13 protein-coding genes are annotated in these 13,533 nt (G+C 60.9%); 6 read left to right on the forward strand and 7 right to left on the reverse strand.

The features are described from left to right. Window positions 1–120: 120 nt before the first annotated feature. Window positions 121–573 carry an Lrp/AsnC family transcriptional regulator gene (locus tag PMI37_RS17015; protein WP_008082978.1) on the reverse strand — a complete coding sequence of 151 codons (453 nt, stop codon included), beginning with the start codon at window positions 571–573 and terminating at the stop codon, window positions 121–123. A gap of 163 nt (window positions 574–736) precedes the next feature. Between PMI37_RS17015 and yedA the strand changes: the two genes are divergently transcribed. Together yedA and PMI37_RS17025 are read left to right on the forward strand one after the other, a co-directional pair. Then, the gene (gene yedA, locus PMI37_RS17020) at window positions 737–1,672 is read left to right on the forward strand and encodes a drug/metabolite exporter YedA (protein ID WP_008082979.1); all 936 of its coding nucleotides are present in this window, start codon (window positions 737–739) and stop codon (window positions 1,670–1,672) included. 52 nt (window positions 1,673–1,724) lie between these two features. Beyond that, a complete protein-coding gene (locus PMI37_RS17025) occupies window positions 1,725–3,062 on the forward strand; it encodes a DEAD/DEAH box helicase (protein WP_008082980.1) in 1,338 nt (445 codons plus the stop codon). 95 nt (window positions 3,063–3,157) lie between these two features. On the opposite strand, the gene PMI37_RS17030 is transcribed toward PMI37_RS17025, so the two are convergent. After that, window positions 3,158–4,396 carry a TIGR03862 family flavoprotein gene (locus tag PMI37_RS17030; RefSeq protein ID WP_008082981.1) on the reverse strand — a complete coding sequence of 413 codons (1,239 nt, stop codon included), beginning with the start codon at window positions 4,394–4,396 and terminating at the stop codon, window positions 3,158–3,160. Window positions 4,397–4,674: 278 nt separating this feature from the next. Continuing rightward, window positions 4,675–5,595, reverse strand: a complete 921-nt coding sequence (locus tag PMI37_RS17035; RefSeq protein WP_008082982.1) for a histone deacetylase family protein — start codon at window positions 5,593–5,595, stop codon at window positions 4,675–4,677. Between the two features lie 82 nt (window positions 5,596–5,677). Between PMI37_RS17035 and PMI37_RS17040 the strand changes: the two genes are divergently transcribed. The 3 genes from PMI37_RS17040 (at window position 5,678) to PMI37_RS17050 (ending at window position 7,816) form a co-directional block, all read left to right on the forward strand. Further along, window positions 5,678–6,247 carry a GNAT family N-acetyltransferase gene (locus PMI37_RS17040; RefSeq protein ID WP_008082983.1) on the forward strand — a complete coding sequence of 190 codons (570 nt, stop codon included), beginning with the start codon at window positions 5,678–5,680 and terminating at the stop codon, window positions 6,245–6,247. Window positions 6,248–6,356: 109 nt separating this feature from the next. Further along, complete coding sequence (gene tesB, locus PMI37_RS17045; RefSeq protein ID WP_008082985.1) at window positions 6,357–7,226, forward strand: acyl-CoA thioesterase II; 870 nt, start codon at window positions 6,357–6,359, stop codon at window positions 7,224–7,226. Continuing rightward, window positions 7,223–7,816, forward strand: a complete 594-nt coding sequence (locus PMI37_RS17050) for an HAD family hydrolase (RefSeq protein WP_008082987.1) — start codon at window positions 7,223–7,225, stop codon at window positions 7,814–7,816. The genes tesB and PMI37_RS17050 overlap by 4 nt, the downstream gene beginning before the upstream one ends. A 139-nt stretch (window positions 7,817–7,955) precedes the next feature. Here PMI37_RS17050 and PMI37_RS17055 read toward each other — a convergent pair whose 3' ends face one another. The 4 genes from PMI37_RS17055 to PMI37_RS17070 all read right to left on the reverse strand — a co-directional run bounded on the left by PMI37_RS17055 (window position 7,956) and on the right by PMI37_RS17070 (window position 12,554). Then, a complete protein-coding gene (locus tag PMI37_RS17055) occupies window positions 7,956–8,906 on the reverse strand; it encodes a hypothetical protein (RefSeq protein WP_008082988.1) in 951 nt (316 codons plus the stop codon). Next, a complete protein-coding gene (gene ypfJ / locus PMI37_RS17060; protein WP_008082989.1) occupies window positions 8,907–9,794 on the reverse strand; it encodes a KPN_02809 family neutral zinc metallopeptidase in 888 nt (295 codons plus the stop codon). It lies immediately after the preceding gene. 203 nt (window positions 9,795–9,997) lie between these two features. Beyond that, window positions 9,998–10,831: an aldo/keto reductase gene (locus PMI37_RS17065; protein WP_008082990.1), complete on the reverse strand. Its 834-nt coding sequence runs from the start codon at window positions 10,829–10,831 to the stop codon at window positions 9,998–10,000. Beyond that, on the reverse strand, window positions 10,815–12,554 hold the full coding sequence (locus tag PMI37_RS17070; RefSeq protein ID WP_008082991.1) for an FAD-dependent oxidoreductase: 1,740 nt from the start codon (window positions 12,552–12,554) through the stop codon (window positions 10,815–10,817). The genes PMI37_RS17065 and PMI37_RS17070 overlap by 17 nt, the downstream gene beginning before the upstream one ends. 177 nt (window positions 12,555–12,731) lie before the next feature. Here PMI37_RS17070 and PMI37_RS17075 point away from each other — a divergent pair, with 177 nt between their 5' ends. Beyond that, complete coding sequence (locus PMI37_RS17075; protein WP_008082993.1) at window positions 12,732–13,508, forward strand: IclR family transcriptional regulator; 777 nt, start codon at window positions 12,732–12,734, stop codon at window positions 13,506–13,508. Window positions 13,509–13,533: the final 25 nt, after the last annotated feature.

Raw genomic sequence — 13,533 nt, forward strand, 5'->3', positions numbered from 1 at the left:
GCTGCGATCTTTTGATCTAGAGGTGAAAGATCAAAAGATCGCAGCCTCGTTTCACTCGTCAGCTCCTACAGGGAGGGAAGATTGTTTCTGTGCAGGGAGAGGGGCGGTCACGCGATTTATTCACTTTCCGTTGTTTTCGATATGGCTTAACGGCACGCGCTTTTCGATGGCGCTCGACAGCACGATCGATGTCTTGCTGAAGCCGAATTTCGCCACGCGGTTGATCAGCTCTTCCAGCTCCGGCATTGAACCCACCGCGCCTTTCATCATCACGCACGGATCGCCCGTCACTCGAAAGCACTCGGTCAGTTGCGGGATCTTCACCAGTTCGTCGTAGACCTTCTGACTGTCGTTCTGGTGCAGACGCAATTCGATCATGCACTGGATCGGTAAGCCGATTTTCGACAGGTCGATTTTCGCCTCATATCCGGTGATTACTCCGGATGCCTCAAGCTTGGCCACGCGCTCGGCCACGGCGGGCGCTGACAGGTTCACCTTGCGCGCCAGATCGGCGTAAGACGCACGGCCATTTTCGAGCAGGGCGCTGAGCAGCATGCGGTCGTATTTGTCCAAGATCGAACTCCTGAAAATGCCAGACTTTCGAAATCGTGGTTTAACCCTTCGATCTCCGTTATTTCCAAAGTGTACCGGCCTGATAAACAGGTTTTGTAGCTTATTTTTGCCCGTGTGCCTTTCTAGAATAATCCAATCCCTGATCCTGACAGTCGAGCCACTCATGTCTGCCTTGCGCCGTTTTTCTCTACCGCTGATCGCCGCGTTTTTTGCGTTGTATGTGATTTGGGGATCGACCTACCTGGTGATCCGCATCGGCGTCGGGTACTGGCCACCGCTGATGCTCGGTGGTGTGCGCTTCGTGATCGCGGGCACGTTGATGTACGCGTTCCTGCGCTGGCGCGGGGCGCCGGCACCGACCTGGGCGCAGTGGAAAGCGGCGGGGATTATCGGGATTTTGCTGCTCAGTTTCGGTAATGGCGCGGTGAGCGTGGCTGAGCACACCGGCGTGGCTTCGGGTGTCGCGGCCTTGGCGGTGGCAACGGTGCCGCTGTTCACTTTGCTGTTTGGTTATTTCTGGGGTGCGCGCAATACCCGGCTGGAGTGGGCCGGAGTGGCGTTGGGAATCATCGGCATTGCCATGCTCAACATGGGCTCCAACCTGCAATCGAGCCCGATGGGCGCGGCACTGCTGATTTTTGCGGCGGCGACCTGGGCGTTCGGTTCGGTGTGGAGCAGACATCTGCCGTTGCCAGCGGGCGCTATGGCTAGTGCGGTCGAGATGCTGGTCGGCGGCGCAGTGTTGCTGATCGGTAGCGCGATGAGCGGCGAACGCCTGCAAGCAGTGCCGCCGATGGAAGGCTGGCTGGCGCTGGCGTACCTGATCTTCTTCGGCTCGATCATCGCCTTCAACTCTTATATGTACCTGCTCAAGCACGTGCGTCCGGCGGCGGCGACCAGTTATGCCTACGTCAACCCGGCGGTGGCGGTGTTGCTCGGGATCGTGTTCGTTGGCGAGACCATCGGCATCGAAGAAGCGCTGGCGATGCTGGTGATCATCAGCGCCGTGGTGCTGATTGGCTTGCCGCAGTGGCGCCGGCCAGCACAGCCGCCAGTCGTGGCGCCGACAGCCGTTCCCACAGAAACGCGTACGAATTAGGGTAAACTGCGCGGCATTGCATGCCCGCGTCATCTTTTCCTACGGTACTCCCATGACTTTCGCCACCCTTGGCCTGATCGAACCCTTGCTGCGCTCCCTTGAGACGCTCGGCTACCAGACCCCGACGCCGGTGCAGGCGCAAGCCATCCCGGCCGTCCTGGCCGGTCGCGACCTGATGGCCGCCGCCCAGACGGGCACCGGCAAAACCGCCGGTTTCGCCTTGCCACTGTTGCAGTTGCTGAGCATGGAAGGGCCGAAAGTCGCTGCCAACTCGGCGCGTGCGCTGATTCTGGTGCCGACCCGCGAGCTGGCCGAGCAGGTTCATGAGTCGGTGCGCCAGTACGCCGAAAACCTGCCGCTGCGCACTTATGCGGTTTACGGCGGCGTCAGCATCAACCCACAAATGATGAAGCTGCGCGGCGGCGTCGATGTGCTGGTCGCCACGCCGGGTCGCCTGATCGACCTGTTCCGCCAGAACGCGCTGAAACTCGATCAGTTGCAGACTCTGGTGCTGGATGAAGCCGATCGCATGCTCGACCTGGGCTTCTCCGAAGAACTGGCGAATATTTATCGCATGCTGCCGAAGAAGCGCCAGACCCTGCTGTTCTCCGCGACCTTCTCCGATGACATCCGCCTGCTGGCAGGGCAGATGCTCAACGATCCGCTGAGCATCGAAGTCAGCCCGCGCAACGTCGCCGCCAACACCGTCAAGCAGTGGATCGTCACGGTGGACAAAAAGCGCAAGGCCGAACTGTTCGTGCACCTGATGCGCAAGAACAAGTGGAAGCAGGTGCTGGTGTTCGCCAAGACCCGCAACGGCGTTGATGCGCTGGTGGAAAAACTCCAGGGTCTGGGTGTGAATGCCGACGGTATCCACGGTGACAAACCGCAAGCAACCCGCCAGCGCGCGCTGGACCGTTTCAAGCTCAGTGAAGTGCAGATTCTGGTCGCGACCGACGTTGCTGCCCGTGGTCTGGATATTGAAGATTTGCCGTTGGTGATCAACTTTGATCTGCCAATCGTGGCCGAAGACTACATCCACCGTATCGGCCGTACCGGCCGTGCGGGTGCAACCGGTGAAGCGATCTCGCTGGTGTGTGCGGATGAAGTGAACATGTTGTCGGCGATTGAAATGCTGACGCGCCAGACCTTGAAGCGTCAGAACGAGCCGGACTTCGAACCTGAGCACCGCGTGCCGGACACCGACGCCAGCGGTCAGGTGATCAAGAAGCCGAAGAAACCGAAGAAGCCGAAAGCTTCTGGCGGTGGCGGCAAGCGTAATCTGGGCAAATGGGTGGATAGCGGCGAGACGCAGGCGCCGGAGCCTTCGATCAAGCCTGTGCGCAAAGTGCCGGTATTTAACACCGGCCCTCGTAAGCGTAAGCCTTAACGCCTGTAGGAGCTGCGGCACGCTGCGATCTTTTGATCTTGATTGCCGAAGATCAAAAGATCGCAGCCTCGTTTCACTCGTCAGCTCCTACAGGGTTAGGGGTGTTTGAGCCACTGTAGGATCCCCGACCCTGCCGCCCGGCCGCTGGCGAAACAGCCTGTCAGCAGGTAGCCGCCTGTCGGCGCTTCCCAATCGAGCATCTCCCCCGCGCAGAATACCCCCGGCAAGGCCTTGAGCATCAAGCGCTCATCCATCGCCTCAAACGTCACGCCACCGGCACTGCTGATCGCTTCGTCCAGCGGCCGCGGTTTCACCAAGGTCAGCGGCAACGCCTTGATCGCCCGGGCCAACAGCGCCGGATCGGCGAAAGTCGCAGCATCGGTCAGCTCACGCAGCAACGCCGCTTTCACCCCATCAATCCCGACCTGGCTGTGCAGATGCTTGGCCATCGAGCGCGAACCCCTTGGCTTGCTCAACGCTGCCTGCAATTTATCCACAGGCCGGCCGGGCAGCAGATCGATGTGAACAACCGCCGCGCCATACTGATTGATCGCCTCACGAATCGGCGCTGACAGCGCGTAAATCAGACTGCCTTCAATCCCGGTCGCGGTGATCACGCATTCACCCAAGCGCGGAATGTCATCGTTCAAACCAATGGCGATATTTTTCAGCGGCGCGCCGGCGAATTTGCTGACCATCAACTCGCTCCAGGCCTGCACCTCGAAGCCACAATTACTTGGCTGCAACGGCGCAAGTCCTACACCGCGTTGCTCCAGTGGCAGCATCCAGGCACCGTCGGAACCGAGCCGCGACCAACTGCCGCCGCCGAGGGCGAGCAGGGTGGCGTCGGGTTTGACGGTGATTTCACCTTCCGGGCTGTCGATGCGCAGCGCACCGTGTTCATCCCAGCCGAGCCAGCGATGGCGGGTGTGGATAACTACGCCGCTGTCGCGCAGACGCTTGAGCCAGGCGCGAAGTAGCGGCGCGGCTTTCATGTCGGTAGGGAATACGCGGCCGGAGCTGCCGATAAAGGTTTCGATACCCAGATCGTGAATCCATTTACACAACGCGTCAGCATCGAAGCCGCGCAGCAGCGGGGCGATTTGCGGTGCGCGTTCGGCGTAGCGCGAGAGAAACGCCGGGTACGCTTCGGAGTGGGTGATGTTCATCCCGCCAACGCCAGCCAGGAGGAATTTGCGGCCCACCGAGGGCATGCCGTCGTACAGATCGACGCGGATTCCGGCCTGGCTCAGCACTTCGGCGGCCATCAGGCCGGCAGGGCCACCGCCGATGATGGCGACGTGAGCGGGGGAGGAGGCGGAATTCTGGGTCATGGCGTGCGCTGCGGTATGGCGGGATAAGCCGCGCATTCTAACAGCGCAGATCTTTTGTAGGAGTGAGCCTGCTCGCGATAGCGGTGTGTCAGCCAAGTTAATGTTGAAGGTGCTGACGCTATCGCGAGCAGGCTCACTCCTACAGGATAGTGTTGGCTCAGAATGTTGGTTGAAAAATGATCAGTGCGCTGCAGGCCATAAGCGGTATGGGCTGTAGGCCCTTTCACTCAGGTTATCCACAGGCAGTTCCACAGCGATTGTGGGTAACGCAGCACAGCTCAATGACAACCGTGTGACTGCCAGACCCGCTGCGCGCTGTGATGGAGGATGCCATGGCGGCGGGCGAGGGCGTGGCGATCCTTGCTGTAGCCGCCGCCAATCACGCTCATCACCGGAATGTCGCGGCCCAGGCAATGACGCATCACGCTCTCATCGCGAGCAGCGACGCCTTCGTCGGTCAGTTGCAGATAACCAAGGGCATCGTCCTTGTGCACATCAACACCGGCGTCGTACAGCACCAGATCCGGTTGATACAGCGGCAGCAAATAGTTGAGCGTGTCGTCGACCACCTTCAAATAATCGCCATCGCCCATGCCTTTGGGCAGCGGAATGTCCCAGTCACTTTCGGCTTTGCGTGCAGGAAAATTCTTTTCACAGTGCAGGGAAACGGTGATTGCCTCCGGCGTGTCATGAAGAATCCGCGCCGTGCCGTCGCCCTGATGCACATCGCAGTCAAAGATCAGCACTCGATTGACCCGGCCGCTTTGCAGCAGGTAATGGCTGATGATCGCCAGGTCATTGAAGATGCAGAAGCCCGCCGGATAGTCGTAATGCGCGTGATGGGTGCCGCCGGCCAAGTGACAGGCCAGGCCATGCTCCAGGGCTTGTTCCGCCGCCAGGATCGAACCGCCGACCGCGCGCACCGTACGTCGGGCCAAGGCTTCGTTCCATGGCAGGCCGAGGCGCCGTTGGTCTTCGCGGGACAACTCGCCGCTCATGTAGCGTTCGATATACGCACGGTCATGGGCGAGGGCGAGGATGTCGTTGGGGCAGATCTCGGGGCGCAGCAGGTCAGCATCGCGGGTCAGACCGCTGTCGACCAAGTGATCGCGCAGCAGACGAAACTTGTCCATCGGGAAGCGGTGATCCGCCGGAAACTCGGGGCTGTAGTCTTCGTGGTAGATCAGCGGCAATGGCATGTCGGTTTCATGTAGGAACGTAGGAAAGAGTGAAGGATCCTACCAGCGATGTAGACTTGCGGCATGGAAACGGAGGGGCACGATGGAGCCGATACTGGAACTGCAAAGCGCGCGGCTGGTGATGCGTCAGTGGCAGGACGAGGATTTGCCGGCATTTGCGGCGATGTGCGCCGATCCGCAGGTGATGCGCTACTTTCCAGCACCCTTGAGCCGACTGGAAAGCGCGTCGATGATCGGCCGCGTGCGCGGGCATTTTGCCGAGCACGGTTTCGGCTTGTGGGCGCTGGAGCGTAAGGACAGCGGCGAATTCATCGGTTTCACCGGGCTCGGCGTAGTCGGGTTCGACGCACCGTTCACCCCAGCGGTGGAGATCGGCTGGCGTCTGGCCAAGGAACATTGGGGGCTCGGTTATGCCAGTGAAGCGGCGTGGACCGCTCTGCGTTGCGGCTTTGACCGCTTGGCCTTGAAGGAAATCGTCTCCTTCACCGCGCAAACCAATCTGCCTTCGGAGAAGGTCATGCAGGCGATTGGCATGCATCACGCCCCGGAGGATGATTTCGATCACCCCAAGCTTGCCGCCGATCATCCATTGCGCAGGCATGTGCTGTACCGCATCACCCGGGAACAATGGCTGCAAACCTTGCATGGCTAAGCCGACACGGACGTTTACAATGGCCGCCAAATCATTGGCCCGTGCCAGAACCTGAATCGCCCGCCGCAGCCAAGACTGCGCGGCATAGCTTTGTGTGAGGAGAGTCTGAATGAGCCAAGTGTTGGAAGATCTGGTCGACCTGCTGACCCTGGAACCGATCGAAGAAAACCTGTTCCGTGGCCGTAGCCAGGACCTGGGTTTCCGTCAGTTGTTCGGTGGTCAGGTGCTCGGTCAGTCGCTGTCGGCGGCCAGTCAGACGGTTGAAGAAGCGCGCCACGTGCACTCGATGCACGGTTATTTCCTGCGTCCGGGCGACGCCAAATTGCCAGTGGTTTATTCGGTTGATCGCGTGCGCGATGGCGGCAGTTTCAGCACCCGCCGCGTCACGGCGATCCAGAAGGGCCATCCGATTTTTACCTGCAGCGCTTCGTTCCAGTACGACGAAGCCGGCTTCGAACACCAGAGCCAGATGCCTGTCGTGGTCGGCCCGGAAAACTTGCCGTCGGAGCTGGAGCTGTTTCAGCAACGCGCGCAACTGATCCCCGAGCACATGCGTGAAAAGCTGCTGTGCCCGAAGCCGATCGAAGTGCGCCCGGTCACCGAAAAAGACCCGTACAACCCGCAACCGGCCGATCCGGTGAAGTACGTGTGGTTCCGTGCAGACGGTGCGCTGGCCGACATCCCGGCGCTGCACAAATACTTGCTGGCCTACGCCTCGGACTTCGGCCTGCTGACCACCTCGATGCTGCCCCACGGCAAATCGGTGTGGCAGAAGGACATGCAGGTCGCCAGCCTCGATCACGCGCTGTGGTTCCACAACGATCTGCGCGCCGATGACTGGTTGCTCTACGCGATGGACAGTCCGTGGGCTGGCAATTCCCGTGGTTTTTCCCGTGGCAGCGTGTATAACCGCGCCGGGCAACTGGTCGCGTCGGTGACGCAGGAAGGCTTGATTCGTCATCGCAAGGATTGGGCATGAGCCTGAGCGACGTTCGCCATTGGGTGTTCGACATGGACGGCACGCTGACCGTCGCCGTGCATGATTTTGCGGCGATTCGCGTGGCATTGGCGATTCCGCCGCAGGACGACATTCTTACGCATCTCGCCGCGTTGCCGGCGGATGAGGCGGCGGCCAAACACGCGTGGTTGCTGGAGCATGAGCGCGATCTGGCACTGGGCTCGACCCCGGCGACCGGGGCGGTGGAATTGGTGCGTGATCTGCACGCGCGCGGTTATCGCCTTGGCATCCTCACCCGCAACGCGCGGGAGTTGGCGCATGTGACACTGGAGGCGATTGGTTTGGCTGACTGCTTTGCGGTGGAAGATGTGCTGGGCCGCGACGAAGCGCCACCGAAGCCGCATCCGGGTGGATTGCTGAAGTTGGCAGAGGCCTGGGATGTGGCGGCCAGCGAGATGGTGATGGTCGGTGATTACCGCTTTGATCTGGATTGCGGGCGAGCGGCGGGGGCGCGGACGGTGTTGGTGAATTTACCGGATAACCCGTGGCCTGAGTTGACCGATTGGCATGCCAGGGATTGTGTCGAGTTGCGCAGGATGTTGTTTACCTGACATTTCGGTTGTTTGATATGGCCTCATCGCTGGCAAGCCAGCTCCCACAGGGATTTTCAGTGGATGCAAAATGTGTGCGACACAACCCACTGTGGGAGCTGGCTTGCCAGCGATGGCGGCAGATCATTCAATACAGGACTTATTCAAACAACGCCTTCTGCCCCTCCGGCGAGGTCAGCATGCCATCGCCGTTATGCCCGACCCCGGGCACTTCAACCAGCCGCTGATTCACCCCTTCCGGATGGCGGCGCAGCAAATAGCCGAAGTACAACTTCCCACGCTCCAGACGATAGGCACCTTGCGCCTCGGCTTCACATCGCTTGTCCAGCGCCGGATGCTTGGGATCGATGTCCTGCTGCCCCAGCAGATAAATCATCTCGCGTTTGACGTAACTGCTCTCAAGCTGCAACGGTGTTTGCCCACCGGCGTACACCGGCATGTCTGTCAGACCGTACTTCCAGCGATTGAAACCCACGCACTTGGCATGATCGAACGCCACCGGCCGCTGTTCATTGAAGTACGCATAGGAGGACGGATTGGCGACCATGTAGCGCAAGCGAATGCCGTTGTCCTTCAGCGCAGGCTGATCCTTGGCCAGCAGGGCATAACGCTGCACCACCTGACCGCCGCCAGAGTGACCGAAAATAACGATCTGCTTCACGTCGGGAAACTGTTTGCGATCGCTGATCCGCGCGACGATTTCGTCCAGTGCCGCATAGGAACTCAACGGGTTCGGGCCTGTGGATAAACCACCGCCCATCCATTCGTTGCCTTGCCAGCGCAGCAACGTCGCAGGTAGCGAGTACAGAGCGACATCACTTTCATTGAGAAACTGCGGTGCGATCACCAGCGTGTGCGCACTTTGCCCGGCCAATTCAGCCGCGCTCTCGGCGCTTTTGCGATAGGTTTCCGAGTTGCGCAAACGGCCATGAATGACGATCAGCACGCGCTCGATCTTCTCCGGCGCGGGGCCGATGCCCACTGCCATTTCCCCGGCCTTGAGTTGCAAGCGACCGGGGCTGATTGCATCGACACCGGCGGCTTGCGCAGTGCTGCCAACAATCAGTAACGCCAAAAGCCATTTATGCATTTACAGGTTTTTCGCCGCGAAGGTGTCGCACTGGCCGACCTGGCCCTGCGCGAATCCGGTTTTGAACCAGCGCACCCTTTGCGCCGACGTACCGTGGGTAAACGAGTCTGGCACCACACGGCCCTGACCCTGTTGCTGCAAGCGATCATCACCGATGGCGTTGGCCGCGTTCAAGGCTTCTTCGATGTCACCCGGTTCCAGCCAGTTCAGGCGCTTCTGCGCGCTGTAGGCCCAGACACCGGCGAGACAGTCAGCCTGCAATTCCTGACGCACCAACAAACCGCCGGCGCCTTCCATCTGCCGACCTTGCTGGCGGGCTGTCTGAATTTTCGCCGAGACGCCGAGCAGCGTCTGTACATGGTGTCCGACTTCGTGCGCGATCACGTAGGCCTGCGCGAAGTCGCCGGCAGCCTTGAAGCGTTGCGACATTTCCTGGAAGAAGGCCATGTCCAGATAGACCTTCTGGTCAGCCGGGCAGTAGAACGGGCCGGTGGCGGACGTTGCCAGGCCGCAGGCGGAATTCACCCGATTGCTGAACAGCACCAGCGTCGGGTCTTTGTATTGGCGCCCGGCCTGCTGGAAAATCGCGCCCCAGGTGTCTTCGGTATCACCGAGGATCGAACGGACGAATTCGGCTTGCTCATCATTGGCCGGCGGCGCCTGACGGGTTTGCGAGGTCGGCGCCGCTTGCTGGGTGGATTGCCCGGCGAGCTGGCCGAGGATCTGCAATGGATCCTGCCCGGTGATCCAGCCGATCCCGACGATCAGCAGAATTGCACCCAGGCTCAGGCCTTTGCCGCCGCCGAAGCGCATGCCGCCGCCACCGCCGGCATCATCACCACGGGCATCGACGACGTTGTCACTGCGTCGGCCTTTTTTCCATAGCATGTGGGAATCCTCTGTTTGTATCGGGTGAATAGCACGTGGTGATGAGTGTTGCTGGTGTGTGAGTGTGGCGCCAGTCCGGTCGTCCGTCTATTGGCCACACGCAAACAGGCCCGGCCTCGTGCAGACGAGGTCGGGCCTGTTATTGACGATCACCCGGCCCGCGAATTCAATCCGGTGGCGGGTTTCTTTCAGCAGGTCATCGATCAGCGATCAAAGGCATCCCATTCAGGCGCGAAATCCGGGCTGACCTGGCGTTGATTTTTCGGCAGGGCGGCAATCAATGCGCGGTCTTCATCGTCGAGCTCGACCTTCAGCGAGGCCAGGTTGGCCAGTTGATTGGTCTGGCTGCTGGCCTTGGGAATGGCCGCAACGTTGGGCTGATCGAGCAACCATTTCAAGGCGACCTGGGTCGGCAGCACGCCGTGCTTTTGCGCGATCTGTTGGATCTGCGGGATGTCCGAGACTTTGTTGCGCGCCAACGGGGTGTAGGCCGTCAGTGCCATGTCGTGTTGGCGGGCGTAGTCGAGCAGGGCGTTTTGGCCGAGGAGAACGTGGTACTCGACCTGAATCGCTGACAGACCAATCCCGTATTCCTCGACGACTTTGCGCAGCAGCGCCAGGGGGAAATTCGCCACGCCGATGTTGCGGGCCAACCCCTGTTCCTTGAATGACGCCAATGTTTCGAGCGTACGGGGTAAATCCCAGTCAGTACTCGGCCAGTGGATCATGAACAAATCGACGTAGTCGCTGCGCAAGGCTTTGAGGCTGCGCGCCATGGAGTGGCGCATGGCATCGGGTTGCAGCTGATCCCACCAGACTTTGCTGGTGACATGGATCTGCTCGCGCGGTGTCGGCGTATTCGCCAGCGCTTGTCCGACCGCGTCTTCATTGTTGTAGGCCGCTGCCGTGTCGATGTGGCGATAACCGAGTTCCAGCGCCTGCTCGACGGCGCGGGTGCATTCGTCGCCGAGCATCGGCCAGGTGCCGAGGCCGAGTTTCGGCATGTTCAAGCCCTGGGCATTAACGATGTGCTGCATGGTCGATCTCCTGTTCGAAAGCAGTGATGCCGGCGATGTGCCGGGCGGCGATGTAACCGAACGTCAGCGCCGGGCCGAGGTTGATCCCGCCTGCCGGGTAGTGGCCGCCCATGATGCTGGCCATGTCGCCGCCTGCCGCGTAGAGCCCGGTGATGGCGTGTTCGTTGGCGTCGAGCACTTGCGCGTGCGGGTTGACCTTGAGGCCGGCGAAGGTGCCGAAACAGCCCGGCTGGACTTTCACGGCATAGAACGGGCCGGTGTCTATCGGGGCAACGCAGGGGTTGGGCAGGTTCGCCGGGTCACCCTGTTTGCGGTTGTAAGGTGTTGAGCCGCGCCCGAATAGCGGGTCTTCGCCGTTGCGTGCATGGCGGTTGTAATCGTCGAGAGTCTGGCGCAAGCCGCCCGGGTCGATGCCGCAAGCACTGGCCAATTCTTCAACGCTGTTACCGGTTTTCAGATAGCCGCTGCGGATAAATTCTGACACTGGCAGCGGAAACGGCCTCGATATGCCAAGGCCATAACGCCGTTGAAAGGCGTGGGTGCAGATCAGCCACGAGGCGACCTCTTCGCCTTCCGGCGCGGCGGCAACCATCGCGCTGACATAGTCGTAGTAACCGTTGGCTTCGTTGACGAAGCGCTGACCGTTGCGCAGCACACCGATGATTCCGGGTTTGCCGCGCTCGATGATGTGTGGGAAATGGCCGGTGCTGCCGTCGGAATGTGGCACTTGCGACACCGGTGCCCACGCCACCGGTGAAGCGACATCGGTGTTGACCCGCGCGCCGACGCTTTCCCCCAGGCGCAGGCCATCGCCGTTGACGGCCAGCGGCGGCAGCGCCCAATGCTCGTGGCCGGTTGGCGTGCGTGGGAACAGGGCTTTGCGCCGTTCGATATCGTTGGCGAAGCCTCCCGCCGCGAGTACCACGGCTTTGCGCGCACGGATGCGGATCGGGCCTTTACCGCTGTTGATCAAGGCTCCTGAAACACGATTGTCGTCGCGCAGCAATTCGGTAACTGGCGCCGATTGCCACAGCAATACGCCGAGGTCTTCGGCAGATTTCGCCAGTCGCGCGATCAGCGCCACGCCGTTGACCAGTTGCATTGCCCGGCCGTGAATCGCGAGGTCGAGCAGGTGCCGGGTAAAACGTCGCGTCACATGCCACGCCGCTTTCAGCGAACGAGTCAAATTGAGGAACGCCGAAAGATCCGCGCCGGCCATGATCGGCATGCCCATGAAGGACGTTTCGCGCATCGTTGTACGAAGACGCTTAAGCAAGCGCCCGACTTTGCGTCCGTCGTAAGGGGCGGCGATGACAGAACGTCCACCGGTGCCAGCGCCCGGCGTGTCGCCATGAATGTCGGCAATGGCGTTGCCGTCGGCAAATTGCAGGGCGGTGTGCTGCTCGAAAAACGCCACCATGCGCGGCCCGGCGGTCAGGAAGGCGTCGATCATTGCCGGGTCGAAATGCTCGCCCAGTTCATGGCGCAAATAGGTGCGCGGTTGTTCGACGTCTTCGATGATGCCGGCCCGACGTGCCAGTGGATTGCACGGCACCCACGCCCAGCCGCCCGACCACGCGGTGGCACCACCGAAGACCGGATCCTTTTCCACGACGATAACCTTCAGGCCATGCCACGCCGCAGTGACGGCCGCCGACAACCCGGCGGCGCCGGAGCCGACGACCAACACGTCGCAGTCGATTTCGGGAAGTTCGACAGACATCAAACAAGGCTCCAGCGCTGAACTGTTTTTGGAATTTGATTCCAGAAAATAACCAGTGGCGGCAGCGCTCGACAAGTCTTGAGCCGACAAAGCGGGCGGTTATCGAACAGGCGGTTGCAGATTTCGCTTTGCCGAGGATGTCTTCTAGAATCGGCGAAATTTCATTTGGATTTCTCCATGGCCGGCAGTCAAATCGAACGGGTTTTCAGCGTGCTGGAAAGCCTCACCAGTGATCCGCGCGGGCTGCCGATGCAGACGCTGGCCGAGCAACTGGACATCCCCAAGAGCGCAACGCATCGCTTGCTCGCCGAGCTGATCCGCCTGGGCTACGTGCGGCAGAATCCGGAGACCCTGCGTTATCACCTGTCGACCAAACTGGTTGCGATGGGCTTTCAATACTTGTCGAGCAGCGGTGCCGACATCGTTCAGCCGGTGCTCGATCGGCTGGCGCAAGAGAGCGGCGAGCTGGTGCGCCTGGGCGTGATCGACGGCGAGCGCCAAACCTGGATTGCCAAAGCGCAAGGCGCGCGCACCGGTCTGCGCTATGACCCGGACATGGGCCGCGATGCGCCGCTGTTCTACACCGCGTCCGGGCATGCGTGGCTGGCGTGCATGACCGACGCCGAGGCGCTGTCGATGGTCGAACGCCAAGCGGCGGAGGTGCCGGCGGGTGTCGGGCCGAATGCGCCGCGTTCCAATATCGAATTGCTGGAACGCCTGCGCCTGGCCCGTGAACAGGGTTATGCCTGCGTTGAAGAAAGCTCGGCGGTCGGCACTTCGGCCATTGCCGCGGTGGTGAAACATCCTACGGATGGTCGAGTGATCGGCGTGCTGAGTATCGCCGGCCCCAGTGCGCGCATGCCGGGCGCACGCTTGCATGAACTGGCGCCGCTGTTGCTGACATTCACCAAAGAATTATCAGCAGCGAGCCTGGCCTCGGAACTGTTCATCTAATAGCCACAATCCCCTGTAGGAGCTG

This window comes from Pseudomonas sp. GM80, from assembly GCF_000282515.1.
Lineage (GTDB): Bacteria > Pseudomonadota > Gammaproteobacteria > Pseudomonadales > Pseudomonadaceae > Aquipseudomonas.